Origin of the sequence: Prevotella merdae, assembly GCF_900290275.1 — a bacterium.
GTDB classification, from domain to species: domain Bacteria; phylum Bacteroidota; class Bacteroidia; order Bacteroidales; family Bacteroidaceae; genus Prevotella; species Prevotella merdae.
The window spans coordinates 1512720-1530793 of sequence record NZ_LT985323.1 but is presented as its reverse complement, the minus strand read 5'-3'; the positions used below and the strand labels follow the sequence as shown (position 1 = coordinate 1530793).

General features: G+C 46.2%; 16 protein-coding genes. All 16 read right to left on the bottom strand.

Features of this window, described 5'->3' with window-relative positions; translation table 11 throughout:
- Positions 1 to 1473 (bottom strand): protein kinase domain-containing protein, encoded by a 1473-nt coding sequence (locus C9991_RS06130; RefSeq protein ID WP_106811662.1) that lies wholly within the window; start codon positions 1471 to 1473, stop codon positions 1 to 3.
- A 21-nt stretch (positions 1474 to 1494) separates the two neighbouring features.
- Complete coding sequence (locus tag C9991_RS06125) at positions 1495 to 2727, bottom strand: Stp1/IreP family PP2C-type Ser/Thr phosphatase (RefSeq protein ID WP_106811661.1); 1233 nt, start codon at positions 2725 to 2727, stop codon at positions 1495 to 1497.
- Positions 2728 to 2736: 9 nt separating this feature from the next.
- Positions 2737 to 3453, bottom strand: a complete 717-nt coding sequence (locus tag C9991_RS06120; RefSeq protein ID WP_106811660.1) for an FHA domain-containing protein — start codon at positions 3451 to 3453, stop codon at positions 2737 to 2739.
- 60 nt (positions 3454 to 3513) lie between these two features.
- Positions 3514 to 4560: a hypothetical protein gene (locus C9991_RS06115; RefSeq protein WP_106811659.1), complete on the bottom strand. Its 1047-nt coding sequence runs from the start codon at positions 4558 to 4560 to the stop codon at positions 3514 to 3516.
- Positions 4561 to 4705: 145 nt separating this feature from the next.
- Positions 4706 to 5962 carry a hypothetical protein gene (locus tag C9991_RS06110; protein ID WP_157949377.1) on the bottom strand — a complete coding sequence of 419 codons (1257 nt, stop codon included), beginning with the start codon at positions 5960 to 5962 and terminating at the stop codon, positions 4706 to 4708.
- On the bottom strand, positions 5959 to 7995 hold the full coding sequence (locus C9991_RS06105; protein WP_106811657.1) for a M6 family metalloprotease domain-containing protein: 2037 nt from the start codon (positions 7993 to 7995) through the stop codon (positions 5959 to 5961). The genes C9991_RS06110 and C9991_RS06105 overlap by 4 nt, the downstream gene beginning before the upstream one ends.
- A gap of 58 nt (positions 7996 to 8053) precedes the next feature.
- Complete coding sequence (locus C9991_RS06100) at positions 8054 to 9484, bottom strand: hypothetical protein (RefSeq protein ID WP_106811656.1); 1431 nt, start codon at positions 9482 to 9484, stop codon at positions 8054 to 8056.
- 42 nt (positions 9485 to 9526) lie between these two features.
- Positions 9527 to 10294, bottom strand: coding sequence for a porin family protein (locus C9991_RS06095; RefSeq protein ID WP_106811655.1), 768 nt, complete (start codon positions 10292 to 10294; stop codon positions 9527 to 9529).
- Between the two features lie 50 nt (positions 10295 to 10344).
- Positions 10345 to 11847: a WG repeat-containing protein gene (locus tag C9991_RS06090; RefSeq protein WP_106811654.1), complete on the bottom strand. Its 1503-nt coding sequence runs from the start codon at positions 11845 to 11847 to the stop codon at positions 10345 to 10347.
- Between the two features lie 67 nt (positions 11848 to 11914).
- Complete coding sequence (locus C9991_RS06085) at positions 11915 to 12565, bottom strand: FHA domain-containing protein (protein ID WP_106811653.1); 651 nt, start codon at positions 12563 to 12565, stop codon at positions 11915 to 11917.
- Positions 12566 to 12585: 20 nt separating this feature from the next.
- Positions 12586 to 13482 carry a PP2C family protein-serine/threonine phosphatase gene (locus tag C9991_RS06080; protein WP_106811652.1) on the bottom strand — a complete coding sequence of 299 codons (897 nt, stop codon included), beginning with the start codon at positions 13480 to 13482 and terminating at the stop codon, positions 12586 to 12588.
- A gap of 19 nt (positions 13483 to 13501) precedes the next feature.
- Positions 13502 to 15058, bottom strand: coding sequence for a serine/threonine-protein kinase (locus tag C9991_RS06075; protein WP_106811651.1), 1557 nt, complete (start codon positions 15056 to 15058; stop codon positions 13502 to 13504).
- 32 nt (positions 15059 to 15090) lie between these two features.
- Positions 15091 to 15831 (bottom strand): FHA domain-containing protein, encoded by a 741-nt coding sequence (locus C9991_RS06070; protein WP_106811650.1) that lies wholly within the window; start codon positions 15829 to 15831, stop codon positions 15091 to 15093.
- Between the two features lie 27 nt (positions 15832 to 15858).
- Positions 15859 to 16503: an FHA domain-containing protein gene (locus C9991_RS06065; RefSeq protein WP_106811649.1), complete on the bottom strand. Its 645-nt coding sequence runs from the start codon at positions 16501 to 16503 to the stop codon at positions 15859 to 15861.
- A gap of 19 nt (positions 16504 to 16522) precedes the next feature.
- Positions 16523 to 17296 (bottom strand): caspase family protein, encoded by a 774-nt coding sequence (locus tag C9991_RS06060; RefSeq protein WP_106811648.1) that lies wholly within the window; start codon positions 17294 to 17296, stop codon positions 16523 to 16525.
- 27 nt (positions 17297 to 17323) lie between these two features.
- The gene (locus tag C9991_RS06055; RefSeq protein ID WP_106811647.1) at positions 17324 to 18025 is read right to left on the bottom strand and encodes an FHA domain-containing protein; all 702 of its coding nucleotides are present in this window, start codon (positions 18023 to 18025) and stop codon (positions 17324 to 17326) included.
- Positions 18026 to 18074 lie beyond the last annotated feature (49 nt).

Below are 18074 nucleotides of genomic sequence, written 5' to 3'. Positions count from 1 at the left end.
CTAACGAACTGCCAATTTCCACACAATACAAGAAATAGCACCGATAACTGCAGCAATAGCACCCAGCGTACGATGCGAGCTCTTGTACTTGTATACCTTATCCCCGTTGTCGTCTACCACCTTTTGGCATTTTACAGAAATACCGAGAATAATGCCTAAGAATCCTCCACCTACCGCAAACAGATAAGCGAATATAAGCATTACTGTGGCATCCTTAGGCTCGTACTCATTATTAGGCTCAGGATCTTTTTCTACTGATGGTTTAAGGCTTGGATCTGCCAATCCCTCCTCCTTTACAATCTCTGTCTTGTTGTCGTCAATTGCAGCGCTTTCTATGGCACGTGCACGCTTGTCGAGCTCGGCAACAACCATATTCCAGTCGAGATGTCCATCGGGCACTCCTGCAAGATATATCTCCGGCGCCTTGCCGTTGGCAGGAATGTTGACAGAGTTCTTGCGCAAGACCTGACGGTTAATGATTGTGCCGTTGGCGCTACGGTCGGTAAACACATAATATTTGCCACCAGTAAACTCCTTAAGCTCAATATCGGCATGGTGACGGCTAATCTTGCGTGCCGAGTCGTTGATAATGATATCGCACATCTCGCGTCCCACAGAGATAAGCACTTGTGGAGAAGTCTCATTGGCAGTACTTATATGTGTGCCGTTGCGCAATGCTGCCATAAATTCGTAACAATTCTGGTAACGCTGCATCATATTCTTGTCGGTGGCCTTGTCGAGAATGGGCTGCAAGGCGTCAGACAATCCCTTCTTATACTTGGAAAGTCGAGGAAACTCGTTCTTAAGAATAGCATCCCTTGTCTCGAAATCGCTTGCAAGGGTGCTGAAGGCATGATGACCAGTAAGCATATAATAGAACACGCAGCCAAGCGAATAGATGTCCGAACGGAAGTTGATGGAATAGCCATCGGCTTGCTCCGGACTCATGTATCCGCTTGTGCCAATTACCGAACCGACAATAGTGCCAGGACCATTGCCGTCCATATCCTTTGCCACACCAAAGTCGAGAAGACAGATATTGCCATTGGGGCGTATCATAATGTTAGATGGCTTAATGTCGCGATGCACAATATGGGCATTGTGCACACACTGCAATGCATCAAGAATCTTGAGCATAAGGCTTACAGCCATTTCCTCAGGCATGGCACCATTGCGTGTTACATACTGCTCGATGTTCTCGCCCTCCACCATTTCCATCACGATATAGTAGTTTTGGGTGGCATTATCACGAAAGGCAGAATAGAGTTTCACTATCGACGGATGATCCACCTTGAGCAGAAACTCCACCTCCTTCTCAATACGACTCAATATGGTCCAGTCGTTGGCAAACTCCGGCAAAATCTCCTTAATGGCAACAATCTGTCCATTCTGGTCGCGACCTTTGAAGATCTGGCCCATGCCACCACGGGCTATGGGCTGGTCTTCAACAGTAAAGTTTGCTATTTGTCTCATTGAAGTTGCGCTTTTTATAGTCTAAAAATTTTTATCCTTGCTAAAGTCGCCAATCTTGAGTTTATCCGATTCCTTGGCTTCTTTTGTATCCTTGACTTTTTCCTTGCCTGACTTAACATCCAAAACTGGAGCTTTCTTCTTGCCAGTTACATCTTTTGCCAAGGATTGTTTGCCTTGTTTAGTCTTCTTTCCTGTTTCCTTTTTAGTATTATTTGCAGGTTCCTCTTTTTCAGGCGAAGGCACATACTTTATTGTTGTAATCGACTGCTCCGTCTTTTTGGTTTCTTTATTCTGAACAGGCTGGCTGACCACGCTATTCTTGCTTGGTTTTTCCATCTTCTGCTCTTTCTCATTGTTAAGTACAAAATAGGTAGTGCCACCAACGGCAAGCAACAACACAACACTTACAATAGAATAGATAAGGGTGCGATTTTTCTTCGTGGCATTATTCTCTGTCTGCATATACATCTGCTGTGGCGACATTGTTGACGAAGTCGAAGCTATAGCACCACGGCCTACAGCAGGGAACTCAACAAGCTGTACAGTAATGTTGTCGAGACCACCGGCATTATTAGCTTGCTGTACAAGAATGTTGGCACGCTCGTTAAGGGATAGGTCATGGCGCGACACAGTCTCAAGAATAGCATTGTTGTTTATCATTCCGCTCAGACCATCAGAGCAAAGTACAAATATGCTGCCCGGCTCTGGAGTGATAGGCAGTTGGCAGATAACTGGAAGTGTCATTCCCTCAACACCAAGAGCGTTGGTTATCTGGTTCTTGTCCTTATGATGCTCGGCAGCCTCCTGCGAAATCTGTCCGGCATCCACAAGAGTCTGCACATACGATTGGTCCTTGGTTATCTGCTTTATCATATGGTCGGCCACATAATAGATGCGGCTGTCGCCTACAGATCCATAGTATACCTTCCCATCCTTTACAATGAGCATAACACAAGTGGCACCCATTCCGCTGAGTGCCGGATTCTGTGCCGCCTTATGCAGAATGGCCTGATTTGCGGCAACAATAGATCGTGTTATCGCCTCTTCTGGAGACTCAAAGGTGTTGTCGGTAAGAATATCCTCTATCACAGCTACGGCAAGCTGCGAAGCAACATCACCGGCATTCTGTCCGCCCATACCATCGCATACGGCAACCACTCTGCCGTTAGGCGACTCAAAGGTGGTCATGCTGTCTTCATTGACGCTACGCACCTTGCCCGTATCTGTGCAATTTGCTATAATATAGTTTTCCATAAAATTTCCTTATCCAAGTTTTGGTATTGCTATAAAGATAAATACTGTGCCGCCAAGACGTATTATGTCGTAGTTCTGAAGTTCGCCCTCATCGGCAAGTTCCTTATTTACGAAGGTTCCATTGCTCGACTGCTCGTCGCGGAACTTAAACTTGTTGTCTACGTTGCGGTAAAGAATAGACATGTGTCTGCCCGACATCTGGTTGTCTTCAGGAACACAAATGTCGCACGAGCGGTCGCGTCCTATAAAGTTCTTGCCCTCGTAAAGGTTGAAAGCCTTGCCTTGCGGATTGCGGTTGTAGGTTACAAGGAATCCAACAAGCTTTCTGCCTTGCGCTTGCATCATGCCCTTTGGCTGACGAATCACGGTGCCTCCACCTACCACACCTGCTCTTGGCTGCTGTGGCTGCTGCTGAGCTCGAATTATTGTCTCGCCCTCGGCACTATTGGCATTAGCGCCAACCGTGCCTCCACCCATAGGAAAGTTGCCGGCACCACCTTGGAATGCTCCACCAGCAGGAGGATTAACCTGTGTGCCACCGCCTGGCGAACCAACTTGCGTACCAATACCTGTAGCAGGTTCTGCAACTTGGTTGTAAGGAGGCATTCCCATGTCGGGTCGTTGTACATATTGTGTCTCTTCGCCACCTTTAGGGCACAAAGGACATTCGTCACCATAAATACTCGAATCGTATATATGTCCGTTAGGACAAACTTTCTTAGGCATAGTTGTATTGTTTAAATGGTTGTTTTTATATGTTTTATGGCGGTAAGCAAATTCCTTGGATTAACCAAGGAATTCATCACCACCTGTCATTGAATCATAAGAATCCGGCTCCTCGTCGGCAGGCTCCTCATAAGCCATGTCGTTGCCATCGTCTTCAACAACGTCGTCTACCGAGCCGTAAGCCAACTCATTGTCATTGTTTTCTACCTCAATATCATATCCAAGCTTCTCGTCATCCTGGTCGTCGATATTCAAACCGGCAGTATACTCCATATCGTTCTCGTCGTCGTCATACTTGTCGTTCTCGGCCAGATAGTTGTCGTTATGCTCGCTATAGTCCACATCTGCATCAGGATTGTAGTCGGGATTGTTCTCGGCATAGTCGCCGCTATATTCCTCGCCCGTCTTCTCATCCTCGAAGTTATTGTGAATCATATCGTCTGATTTGCCGTTGTTGTTTTCGGCAACATCATTAATATTCTGTCCATGCGAACCTTCCGAATAATACACGTCTTCTTCGCCATTGCTTTCATAGTGCTTCTCTGTAGTATGAGCTGTATCATGTCCCATGTGTACATGATCCTCTGGTGTGTAAGCAATAATCTCGTCGTCCTCAAACTGACCGTTGTCATTCATGTCTATGGCAAGATAGTTGGCATGATTGTCGCCAGTGGTGTCAACAAGGGCAAACTTATGTCCGTCGATTGTACCCTCCTCAATAGAACCTTGCTTTTCGCCGTCTACATAATAATCGGTTGTATTGTCCCAAGTGATAGACGTTTCATCTTCTGATGTGTTGTCGTTATGCTGTGGTTGTGGCTGTGGTTTCTCCACATAAACAATATGCTCCTGTGTTGTCTCCTCAGTCTCCTGCTTGTAAGTCTCGCCTACGCCAGCACCATTAACAATATCCTGTTCGGTGAGCGGCGTTTCATCAGTCTGGTTGTCATTTTGGTTGGCTGCATAGGCAGCACCTCCGGCAACAGCCGCACCACCAACAAAAACTGCTGCTCCGGCAGCCACACGCTTAGCGACATTACTTTTCTGAACAGCCATGTTCTCGTAATCCTCAACACTCATTCCGGGGTTTGTTCCATTTGTAGTCATAATTCTTTGTTTTTAATGATGGTTATGCAATTAATGTTTAGTTTAAGGTATCGGCATTGCCTTGCAGTGTCGTCCTTTTATAGATAAAGACCCGCCTGCTGCAATTTTCTTACACCTAAGGCAAGAAAAAAATGCTGATTGTTTTTTATTTCTTTATTTTTATGATATACGTATCGCTCATGTTGTCGTTTGCCAAAGCATAGTAACCGGGCGACAGATAAACATAGTTGATACTGCTTACGCCATCCACCATGTCGGTATTCGAAGGTTTTATGGCGTTTGACACACGTGTCTCGGCTGTATAGCCTTGTGTTGAGGTGCCGTCTTCCGTAGTGGTGTTATCAAGAGCTATAAGGTACCAGTCACCTTGCAGCTTTGTGCCTGCCGACTTGAACGTTATCACCATACCCTCGGGAAATGCAAACACCTTCTTGTCTACATACATCGTTTGGCCGTTCTCCACCTTTGTCTTAGCCTTGCGAAGCAGAAACTCGTTGGCATACACTCCTCCAGCCTTGTATATGTCGTGCTGCTTTTCCTCGTATGTATAGCGTATCTCAACAATGTCGGATGCCTTAACCTTAACGTTTTTGCCGTCTGCCATAACAAGAGTTGTATATTGGTCTTTAGGCAATTTGCCATAGCGCTGCACCTCTATCACACCTACTTTCTGCGATCCGTCCTTCAATACAATTGTGTTGCGGTAATCGGATTGTTCGTACAGCTTGTCCGATGCCACACGTGCCACCTTGCGCACCTCATACACTTTAGAGGCTGGTATTTCCACACTCTCGTCGGCCGTGGACACAGTCATGCTCTTGCCTGGCACCTGATTTACAATAGTGCCTTTATAGGTCTTATTGCCAGCAATCACCACCTCGTCGTCCACTCCGCTGTTTCGCTCCTTTGCTGTAGGCTCCACACGTTTTATGCAGCTTATGTCGCTCATTTTTATTTTGTAGGTCTCTGGCATAATCTGCACATAAACCACCTTCGGCGTCTTCTCGCGCTCTACACGTGCCACATTGGTGTAGGTATAGTCCTTAGTCTTGATGTCGTACATCACAAGATAACGTCCGTTGGCGTCGCCTTGCAAAGCATTCTTCGTAAGCGCCCATCGCTTCCATTGGCGCGACAGATTCTCGTACTTAACATTCTTTGTCAGAATGGATGTCTGTTTGTCCTCCTCAACCACAAACGCCGCCTTTTCTGTCTTCACCATAATGTCGATGCCAGGACGCTGCAGCACAATATGTCCCACAACTGTAGAGCCATTCTTCATAACTATGGTTGACGGGGCTTGGGCTCTAGCCGAAAGGCATGGCATCAGGACAAGTGCAACTAATGCCGAGATAAATTTCACTAATATCTTCATTTGTTCTGTAAAGTTTATAGATTTCATTTCACAAGTATCTTTTCCGCTTTTCCGTTGCGCTTTACAATGTTTAATCCCTTACGCACATGCGGGTATTTCAGTCCGTCAATACCGTATATTGTCTCCTCGTCATTACCGGCTGCAAGAGGATTTATGCCGCTTGTGGTTCGGTCAACCTCAACAAGTCCGCTCCAATCCGACTCAAACCCATTGACTATGGCCTTAACCCTATACTTAGTTGTGCCAGTTTTTACAAGCCATTGCATAGGCAATGTAGTTCCTTGCACCCCTTCTATGGTCTGCCTCTTTATTACCGGCACCATAGACTGTCCCAATCCTACGGCTTGTTGCTCTACAGTATACGATTCGGCATTGTCTACTCCCGCCCACTTGGCTGTGTAGCCCACATCGCCAATGTCGAATGGCAACATACCTATTGGGGCAGGCGTGTCTTCGGCGAATACAGCATCAAAACCTATTGTTCCGTCGCTGTTTTCGACAATGCGGTTTAGCGTGCGGTTCAGATAATACGAGTCGTCGATGTTCTTGTTGTACAACTTTCCGCCTGTAGCAGTATGCGATGTGCTCGACAATAATGTCACCTTATTGCTGCCAGGAAACAGGTCGCCACGCAGCTCTTCTTCCGTACTGCCATAACTGTTGTCGGCGGGTATGATGCTGAGCCGTTGATGTGTAGGACTGGGATTAACCTTATTGGATGTCCATGCCGTCTTGTCGTAATTGACATGCGACACCAGCATTCCGCCAATGCCGGTATAATTTGCCACATAGCTAAACCAACGTGTAGGCTGATGATTCTCTATTATATAGTATTCGTTGCGGTTGCCCATATTATATATAAGGTATGCCTCTGGCTCATCGGCAACATTCTTCATATCTACAATATGTTGCGTTGCCGTTATCTCTACAGGTTCCAACCATCCAGCAAACCATCGTTCGTAAGCCGAATAGCCGTAAGGCACCTCGCCGTTGTTGCTTGGACCTGAATAGCTGCCCGAATCCATCACGTCCCAATAACTCATTCCGAAGGCCCCACTATAGTCGGTGTCGTACAAGTCGGGCAACCCAAGACAATGGCTAAACTCATGGCATGGAGTGCCAATGCCTGTAAGTGTGTTGCCATCCTTGCCTACAAGTTCGCACGAGCAAGCATAAGTATTTATCTTTATTCCGTCAAGAGTTATTGCCTTGCTTCCCAGCCTACTCTCGTGCGGCCATATAGTTTCTTCGGGCGCTCCTGCATGCTCGCCATAACCGGCATAAACAACAAACACCTGGTCCACCTCGCCGTCGCCATCCCAATCATAGTCGGCAAAGTCGACTACTGAGCCTACCATCTTGCACGCCTCAACCACCATGTCCTTCGGATTGCTGTCATTGTTGGTAATTACGTTGTTGGCGCCATAATAGTCGAGGTCGTGGCTTAGCGTAACCGGTCCCACAACATCAAACCTTAGGTCAAACTTGCCATAGCTCTGGTCGTAGAAATAATCGTGTACCGAGCCAATACTGCCGTTCTTTTGGTATCCCTTCTGATTAAAGAGATTGTCAAATTCCTTTTGGGTGTTTTCGGTTTTAAAGTGCAGATTGGCAAAATTCACCAGTATAACAAGTCCCCTTTTAGTACCAACATATTGCTTCGGCTCTCCAACCCCTCTACTTGTTGCCCGTTGCATGCGTTTGCCGTTGGCCTCTTCCATATGCTGCAAGTGCTGGATTCTGAGCCATTTTGCCACAATAGTCTTGTTGCTGACAAACGTCGTTTCCATATGCTTGCGTTCTGGTGCATTGTGGGCAAGCACGTCCGATACAACCAACTCCTCGCCCCTGATGTCAGCATAGTACAATCCGCGTGCCGTACCAAACACAGGCACGCTGTCTGTTGTCATGAAAAAATGAAAGTGTTCGTCACCATACAGATACACGTCAAGCACCGAGCCATCGGGCTGCCCTATATGCCTTGCCACCCTTTGTGCCGGTACGGCATAACTGCCAAGCCCAATCATAAGACACATTATCAACAATGTCAATTTTTTCATGATTGTCAAGAGTTTTATTACAGGAGAGGGACACACCCTCTCCTATAAAAATGCTGTATTATCGTTTTTTGCCCGTCACCATTCTCATGGCATACTTAGGCATATCCTTCTTGGGTACAGAGTTCTTGTTAAGATAGTCCATATCCACATATCCCAGAATATTTTTATCACTCAGCAGCTGCAGAACAACAATGGTCTTTCCATCCTTGCTCATGTACATATACGACTTGGTTTCTTCATCGTCGGTGATGAAGGTGAAATTGGTATTTGCATAATTCTTCAAGTCGGTATCCGAAACTGCATTTTTTGCATAAATGATGTCTGCCTCGTACAGGCTTGTAGTGGCAGTCTCGAAGAAGTAGGCTATGCTCGACTCCTTGCCGTTGCCTTTGTACTGTATTCCGTACGAGCCGTCGGTCTGCTTTATGGCCTTACCCGATTCGCCTACGGTCATGGTGTAACCCTTCATAAACGACTGCACCTTGCTTACATCCGCTTTCCATGTAGTGAATATTTCAGGCACAATCGATGTGGTCTGTCCGTTCAATGTCTGCAACCATGCCATGAATCCTTCCCGACTGCCCAGATATACACTCATAGGAGTATTGGCATCGATGTAGTTTGATCCACCATAGTAAAACTTGCCATCCTCAAGCGCCATTTTGCCATGGAGCGACTTATAATATGTCCATGTGCCCTTCTTCGAGTCGGCTGCTGTCTTAGTAAAGCAAAAGTCATAAGAGATATTGCTCTCTAGGATGTATCTGGTCTGACTCAAACTGCTCTTGCCATCGATGGCCGCGCTGCAACGTACATTGAAGTATCCCTTGCTTGTAAGGTCGGTATGGAAGCGCGCGCTACGCTCCAACGATGGGTCAAACAGATAGTAGTCTATCATGTCGTCGCAAGCAAAGCCCACGTCAACATAAGATGACTTGTCAAAATTCATGAAGTAGAACTGCATCAAGGAGCCTATGGCCTTTGGCGTGACCGAAGCCTTTGTCATATTGTTCACCACAATCTTGTCGGTTGTGGCGCCAATGGTGTATGGATAGTACACCTCGTAAAGTTTCTGTGTAGCCTTTACCGTAGACAGTTTGTCTGTGCCCTCAAAATCCCATGCCGGCGACTCCTGTTTCTTGGTTGTCTTGTTCTGCACCATTACGGTCTCGATGGTTAGAACCGTATACTCACCATTAGGCACACTGCCAAGGTCGAACTGCACGGTGTTGAATGTGTTCTGGTCCTGTTCCTTGCTCGTAACTAGGTTGCCCTTGGTGTCGTACACAAAGGTCATAACATGCAAGGTGTTGGTGTTGGTGCGCAACATGTCGCGCACATCATCGGTAGTGTTAAACTGGTCGTAAGCGGCCTGTGTGTTTACCGTCAGCGTTAATCCGCCTGTCTGCGCCACCTCTATATCGTCGTTAGAGCACGATGCCAGCACCACTGCAACGAGTGCCACAAGGCAATATATTATCTTTTTCATATGTCTACTAATTTAGTTGTTTTGGTTCAAAAAAAATGTTTTCTACTTCTCCTTCTTGTGGTTTCCGCCAAGACAGTGGAATGTGTAACCTATAGACAATTCTGCCGACGAAATCTTACCAGGGAAATTGCCTGCCAGTTCGCTTGTGCCAAGATAGTAACGTGCGTTTACATAGAATCCCTCGTTGGCTGCATTTGTGTTGAAGCGATAGCCCAAGCCCACAGTAGCCTTTACGTCAAAGCCCTTTAGGTCGCCTGTCTTGTAGCGCGTGTTGTTCACCTCTAAATATTCGGGGCTCGACGATAGTGTTCCGGCAAACGTTGGGCCCACCTCGATGTAGAGGTTCTTCATCTGCTTGCTGTTGTACATAGGGTAGAACTGGAACATCAGTGGCACCTCAAAATAGCCCATCTTCAGGTCCTCTCCACCAAGAGTCTTCACGGTATGGTTCTTGTAGTTCAGCTCAAGACCGATACCAAAAAGGCCCTGTCCATGCAAGGCACGTCCTCGCGAGTCCTTTGAGCCAAAACGAACATTGGCAACCACACCGCCTCCGTAAGAGATACCACTGCCGTCGTACACCTTAAGGTCGTCGCCCTCGCTCATCATGGACACACCTGCGCCTGCACGTACGCCCATGCTGAACTCGTAGCCATAGTTCTTTGTCTTGATTTGTAGGTCTGTTCCGTTAGTTCTGTGTGTCTGGCTCTTTGGCTTCTGCTCAAAGTCGCCACCATTGCCATTGATCTGAGCCGATGCCGTGAGGGCACAAGCCAGAAGAGGCATAAGGATAATACTCTTCTTGTTCATAATGTTGGTTTTGTGTTTAATGTGAATGTTTTTCTATATAAGTCCTTTTTTTAGAATGGTTTCAATTCCAAATTGCTCTTGCGTGTCTGGGTTCCCTCCGATGTCGATACCGAGCACCATCCGCCTAGCTCCACATTCTTTACATAGAACCAACTGCTGATAGTTTTCGAGCTGTATGGCGGAATGGTCAATGTGGTGGTCTTAGACTCAAACCGTGCCTTGCTTCCGCCTCCATGTAGCGTTACGGTGGTGGTTACGGCTATGCCCGAAGGGTTTGTTACGGTAGCTGTTACGTAACAACGGTCGTTTTGGTTGGCATCGGCATTGTTCACGCGAATCTTAGACTGTAGCCTTGCCCGCTGTTCAAACACATAGTCTGCCTCGCCTTGCCATAAACTTATGCCATTATTTTTCACCTCCACACGGAAAGTCTTGCGCTCGCTGTGGCGTGCGCCGTTGGGACGATAGGCAAAACTATAGCGATTCTGACTGCTTGGTGTCAAGGCTATAGCAGCACCTGTTTCAGTATCTTTCAGACTTACGTTTAGGTCTTGACCTTGCCACTTCTGGGGTACAGCAAGCGCAAAGCTACATGTACACGAACCTCCTGCCGAGAACACATGACGAGTCTTGCCCGTGGTGGTGTAGAAGGTGGAATGGTCGTCCACAACCTTTAGCAATCCGTAGCGACCGTCTGCCTCTGCCACAGCCGAGCCATCGACAAACCGTGCCACGCTCTGATACTGGAAAGGCGTAAGCAACTTACCCCCTTTGGATATATAGGTCCACTTGCCCTCGCGCTGCTCTGGTGTCCATTCCGTCGAACAGTCGGGGCTATAGGCAGCATATGGCACCTCGTCGCCATAGTCGGTGTCCACACGATACAGATAGTCTACCGTAAGTTGTCGTGTTGGTACCCTTGTTGTCTTGCCGTTGTCGTCAAGGGCAAAGAACACGCCGTCCTCGTCCCATAGATAAGCCTTGCCGTTGTGGAAGTTGGTACCGCCATATGGTGTGCCGCCATTCTTTAAACGTGGCAGAATCTGCTCGCCCGAGGTATTTATCCAGTGAAAGGTGTCGCCCTCGCCCACTACTGCAAAGCCCTCGCTAAAGGGTTTCACCTCGTCGGATGTAAAGTCGAATGCCGGTTTACATTTTTCATCTAGATAGCCATACAGCCCACGCTCGTTACGAACGGTAAGAAGACCCTCCGAGTAGAACATATACTTGGGCAGCAAGTAGTAGTTGCCTTCAGCATAATTTACGGTTCCATCTTCGGATATCACACCCCTTATGAGCCAACCTTCAGAAGTGCGGTCTACAAACACGGCACGACCTTCGTAAAAGAGGTTTATGGCATCATATTGTGGTTCGAGTATAGTCTTACCGTCGGCACCAATCATGCCAACCTTGTTATTCTTGGTCACCTTATACATCTTAGGTGCAAAGTATTTCATCTCGTCAAACTGCGGTGTTACAAGCCAATCGGCAGTCTGCGCCATTGCTGAGGCACTGAGTAAAACCGCCAGTGTAGAGCAAAGCATTTTTTTCATTTTCAAGAGTTTTGTGTTTCTATATTTTGTCTTAATCGTTGTTATCAGCTTTTGTTTATAGCTAATATCAGTTTACAATGGTTATATTCTTGCCTGACGATTTGTCTTGGTTATTGTTCGACATTTCTTTTGAGTTGTCATTTGCGTATTGCCTGTCTGCCTTTCCATTTGTTCCCTTCGACTTATAGCGAACGTTTCTTGGCGATTTTCCCTTTCCTGCATTTGTGCCAGACTGCTTGCGTGCGGCATTTCCAACACTTATTCGTTCATCTATTGGCACAACATGCTTTGTTGAATCTCCGTTCCACTGTTCATCCGTAGAATTTGTTTCAGCCTTCGGTATGATAATTTTTGTCGAGTCATCAGCTTTTGGGCTCACAGCACAATATATTCCCCATCCAACGAGAGCTAATACAACAGCAACCAAACAAGCTATAATAGCCTTGCGTATCTTGCAAAATGGGTCAATCACAAGGTTCCAGTCAAGTTCCCATTGTGCACCTAACCTTATCTTGTCATTGCGTGTTACAGGCACCGAACTACCCTTCAGCATACGGTTGTCGTTGATAAACGTGCCGTTGCTGCTGGTGTCGCTTATCTTCATCTTGCCGAAGATATTGAACGAAATCACCAGATGATGGCGGCTCACATTATCTGTTTCATCGGGGATTGTAACGTCGCAATCCGTTCCTCTGCCTATTATTATGCGTTTCTCCATATTTGTTTGCTCTTATATACTTATTTCTTTTTCTTACAAGTGCCCTTGATACGTTGCCACTGACGTCCCAATGCTCTACCTACAAGTTTGAAGCAACTATGCTGCATCTTCGAGTTGCACTTAATGTCAGCCACTATTGCGGTCAGATTATCGTGTTCGCCACCAATCTCCATTCCGTATGCGTTGATGGTTTCTGTCAGCACCTTCACCTCATCTATAGCCGTCTTGCACTCGTTAAAGAGTTTTATCATTTCGGGTTCAGGCTTGGCATTCCATATACCATCGCAGCATAATATGAAGCGGTCGCCCTTGCGGTAAGGCAAGATTTCCACTGTCATCTCTACCTGAGGACGTATACCTAAAGCCCTAGTTATTATATTTGAGAAACTCGACTGTCGTGCTTGCTCCTCACTTATCATACCTTGCTCCACCATCTCGAACACTTTGGAGTGATCAAATGTGCGAAACTCCTTCTTGCCCTTATGCAATAGATAAATGCGGCTATCACCTATGTGCGTAATATAGGCAGCCTTAGGCGACAGCACCACAACAGTGGCTGTAGTGCCCATACCTCGCAATTGCGGCTCGTTCATTGCCCTTCGATAGATGGCTGCATTGGCATTCTCCACAGCCAGACGTACTGTATCTGCAGATATTTCCTCTTCAGGAGTCTCGTTCATAGTCTGCACTATCTCGGCTACAGCAATGCGAGATGCAGTCTGTCCTCCATTCATACCGCCCATGCCATCGCAAACTGTCAGTACTACGGTTTCACCAATGCGCACTCCGTTATATGAGTCCTGATTCTCTTTACGTCCGCCTATACCAGTGCGTCCCACTGCTTCGCAGATGTTGCACGATGCTATGGTCCTGATTTCCTCAAGTCCTGCCGTAGGATTGATATTATTTTCAGTCATACGTTTAGTCTGTGTATGGTTAGTACTTTCTCAGCAGAGCCGAGATTTTATTTACGTATACAGGATCGTCGGCTTCCGAGGCATACTTGTAAGCCTTGTCCAACAATTCCTTTGTATATCTTAGATTGCGATCCTCGCCTCCAGTGAGGGCTGGTCCCTCATAATAATCGCATGCCAACTCGTATAGAGCAGGATAGTACTTTGAATTTGCCTTTACTATCTCACCAAGCATCTTATGTGCCTTGGCTGGATCGGGTTTAACATCACCGCTGAGATTAGCTTGCATCGTTACAAACTCATCGTTAAGCGTGAACGAACCTGACGATACGGCATACAGACGACTTAATGTAAACTTAGCCTCAACATCGCCTGCATCTGCAAGAGTTTTTAATGCAGCCAATCCTGCCTTAGCCTCGCTCGGATTGAGCAGTTGTTTTCTTACTGCAGGCATTGACACCTCTGCAGTTTCTTTATTTGTGTTTTGCTCGGTGTTCTCTGCAACTGGTGCATTGTTGGCAGTATCACTGTCGCCACCCTTAGGCACAAACAGCACAACAGCCACAACTACTGCTACAACTGCAGCGGCTATGCCACCTATAAGTGGCAGTTTTTCCTTTATGTCAAAACCACTGTCGGCACCAGACGCATAACTGTCAAGAGCGGCACGAAACTCTGCAGCTGTCTGATAGCGACGAGTACAATCCTTGGCAGTAGCACGATCGATAATGGCACGCAGACGCTTATCCTTAACCTGTTTCAACGGCATTTTGTTATGCAGATGCGCATTTAACACCACGTTGGAAGGTCCTTCAAACGGCAAGTGTCCTACTATTAGCTGGAACAATAGAACGCCAATAGCATAAATGTCGGTAGGCTTGTTCTGATTCTTCAAGTCTCCGATGATGAGTTCTGGGGCTGCATATTGTGGCTTACCCATAAACTGTCCAGCTGTTGTAAGGTTGCGGTCGTGTGTCTTCAGACCATCCACCTTCTTGGCAATACCAAAATCAATAAGCTTAATCTTGCCGTCGCGTGTAATCATAATGTTCGAAGGGTCGATGTCACGATGTATATAGCCAGCATCGTGCAAAGCCATTATACCCGACAGCACCTTCTTAACCACATTTACAGCAAAAAGCTCGGGCGATGTGTTATACATCTTATATAAGGTCTGTGCATATGGTATATCCTTGCCACTTTGGTCGGTAACTACCCCCTGTACAAGATCTGATAGAGCCACACCATTAAGCAATTCGCTTACCACGTGATAACGTACAGTCTTGGCACCATTAGGCATTGTCGATTCAACAGCAAGAAATCCCATCATCTCAACAAGATTCTCGTGTACTATCTTTATATTAGCCTCGTCCTCGGCACGCTGTATGACGTTAGGAGGTAGACCGGCAAACATAAACTTTATAGCCACGTCGCGCATCTCACGAGTATACATGTTGATGCGACGTCCGCGGTAAACTTTGCCCATTCCGCCTTCGCCCAATGGCACAGAGCTATCGTCAAACTCGTAGTAAATACCTTCTTTCTTTTCCTTTTCTCCCTGTAACTTAATGATAGCCATATAGTAATTATGTTTTGTTTACTTTTATGCGTTTAGTATATAACAGTTCTTGCTGACGATTGTTCGTCTTTTGATGATGGGGTGTAAAAGTCGTTTGACACATTGGATGAATAGTTGGATGCGCTTGATGGTTGTGCCATGGCCACTTGCGCATTGTTTTGCATAGCCTCAAACTCTGGTTCCTCCTGCAAGGCTGCCTTATCGGTGTTGAACATCTTGACAAGCAGCCTATAGTGCTTGCCTATAGTCAATACATCATTCTCATTAACCTGCAGCGTCTCATATCTGCCATCAAGATTGTTTACCAGAGTACCATACGTCGAGTTATAGTCGGTTATGGTTATATTGTAACCAGTGGCCGACTCGTCCTTCTTTATATATATAATGGCATGTTCAGACGATACTGTATTCTCAAGAAGTCGCACATCACAATTCTCGGTATATCCAACAATGTTGCGTCCGAGATACAGAGGAAACATCTCGCCAAGCAATCCGTGTGATATAGAAAAAAGCACACCTACAACCACTCTATTCTGAAGCGCCAAATGTCGACTATCAGCCTCGTTAGTCATACCTATTGGTGTCGGAACTGCGCCTACTGCACCAGCCGACACTTCTGCTTGAGGCTGTTTAGCGGCAACACCTGGTATGTATGTACGGTTGTCGTCGTTACCAGAACGGCTATAGAAATCGTTGAAAGCCTCATTGTTATATTCTGTCTTGCCTAAATTGTCGTAGTCAACACCAGGCACTATGGTCTTGTTCTGTGACATATCATTCTCCTTTCTTAAAAATATGGATTACATCTGTCTGAACAGTATTGTTGTATCGCCCATACGTATAGTGTCACCCGACTTCAGCGTGCAGGCCTTGCCTTTAGGTATAGGCACATTATTTACGTATACGGGATTGTCGTTCTTGGCAGATGTTATTTGATACAACTCATTTCCATTAGGTCCCATAAGTGTACGCATACCAGCATGTATACGACTCATCGACTTGTCTGGAGTAAGTTTTACTTGAGCATTGCTGTCGGCACTGTTGCGTCCAAGGTTGAATGGCTTGCCATGTGGAAGATTTATCACTCCCCAACTACGTCCGCCATATGTCATTTGCAGTAAAGCTCTCGACTTACGTTGTAGCGATGCCACCATCTTTGTCTTTGCACTGTCACCGCCAAGACCCTCAACCACACGAGTCTTGTTTTGCAGGTCTTCCACCACACATGTACGCTGACCACCATCTGTTGGCAACGATGGTCCATCAACAGTAGCAGTCTGTTGTAATTCATCCGAATTGGTTACGTCCTTTTTTAAGTTGCCACCTTGTCCATTAAGTACAATATTAAAAGGTACTGTGAATGCGCACTTTGGGCAGCGAAATAGTGTTGGCGGTGTACGCTCTAGATTGAAGCGACGTCCGCAGTTTGGACACGTTATAATCATAATGGAAGTTTTTTTTACGTTATTTCACATATACTACGACCATACTGTCGTCAAAGCGACCCCACATCTGAGGATGTTGTTGGCCTTCTGTGTCTTTCACAACATTTGAATTGACATAGTTGAATAGCTCTCTTGCCGTAACCTTCTTGTCGCCATTACGGTCGGCTGCACCACGAAAAGCTTGCAGTATGCGGTTGAAGAAGAAGGAATTGCGCATATCAGAGCGTTCCCACGAAACCTCGTCTGCACGGCTCGACGTATATATCATGACACTTGACTTCTCGGTCTTTGCAAGCGGTCTTTTAGTATTATTACCTTGCCGCGACTTGAGTGTAAGCCCACCCGAATAGCACGCCATTGCCAAAATAATCTTGCGACGTGCCTTTGCTGCTTTCATTATATTCTGAATCTCGTTGTAGCTGATGACACTCGACATATCCTTTGTCTCATAGGTAGTCAAGCCTCCCTGGATGCCATGACCACTAAAGGCAAATATTATCTCGTCATCAGGTCCCGATTTGGCAAACTCTGTCTTCAACACACGCAGAATATGGTTGCGTGTGGCGTTCTCGTTAAGCAACATAAACACATGGCTTCCGTTGTAGTTGTGAAAGAATCGGGATATTGCTTTGGCGTCGCCCACAGAGCATGGCAGCGAAGGCGCTATCTGCGGATACTTATAATCGCCCAATCCAACAGTCACCACATAAGTCTTTTGTGCATTTATTGGAATTAGGGCTATGGTCAGCAAGCATACAAGCAATGCTGCTCTAAATATTCTTATCAGTTTCATAAGCAGCCTTTCTTTTTAAAGTAATTATTATTTGCCAGTGAACTTACACTTGCAGTTGTTGTTTGGGCATCGGCCCTCTGCAAGAATGTTGTCATAAATCTTGCTACCAAAATGGTAGCCACATTTAGGACAGCAATAATTCTTACGGAAGAAGCGTTCGTTCTGATCCTTACGCAGTATCAATCCGCGGCTCTTCATATCAACAATCCACCACGAGAGTCCTATAGCAACAAGCGAGCCTATTACCTTGAGTATTGTACTTACCGTAGCGTCTCCAGCAAAGTCCTTTGGCAAGAACACCGTCAACACAAGCGACACCAACGTACCAAGCGACATCGATGTCATACGCCACATCATTATGTTGGATGTCTTGGCCTCAAGCGTCATTTTGTTTTGACTATAAGCCTCGTACACATTACGCAGTTCGCTTATGTCTACAGGTTTCTGTTCGGGTTCTTTTGTCTGACTGCCTTTCAACAAGTCTTTTATTCGGAATGTCTGTTTGGCACCAAGGCGCACCACAGTCTCTGCACCAACTCTAATTGTTCCATTAAGACGCTTGTAAGTTCCGTCTTTACACAATATCCATGTACCATTGGTAGAGTTGTTGTCTTGTAGAGTCATAACGCCCGTCTTGGGGTCGTAATGAAACAATGCATGCTGTCTACTTATGCTTGGTTCGGTCAGTGGGAACGGCTGATTGCCTTGTTTTCCTAATAGTATGTCCATATATGGTGATAATGATATATATAATATATAATGTATAAAATATAATAAT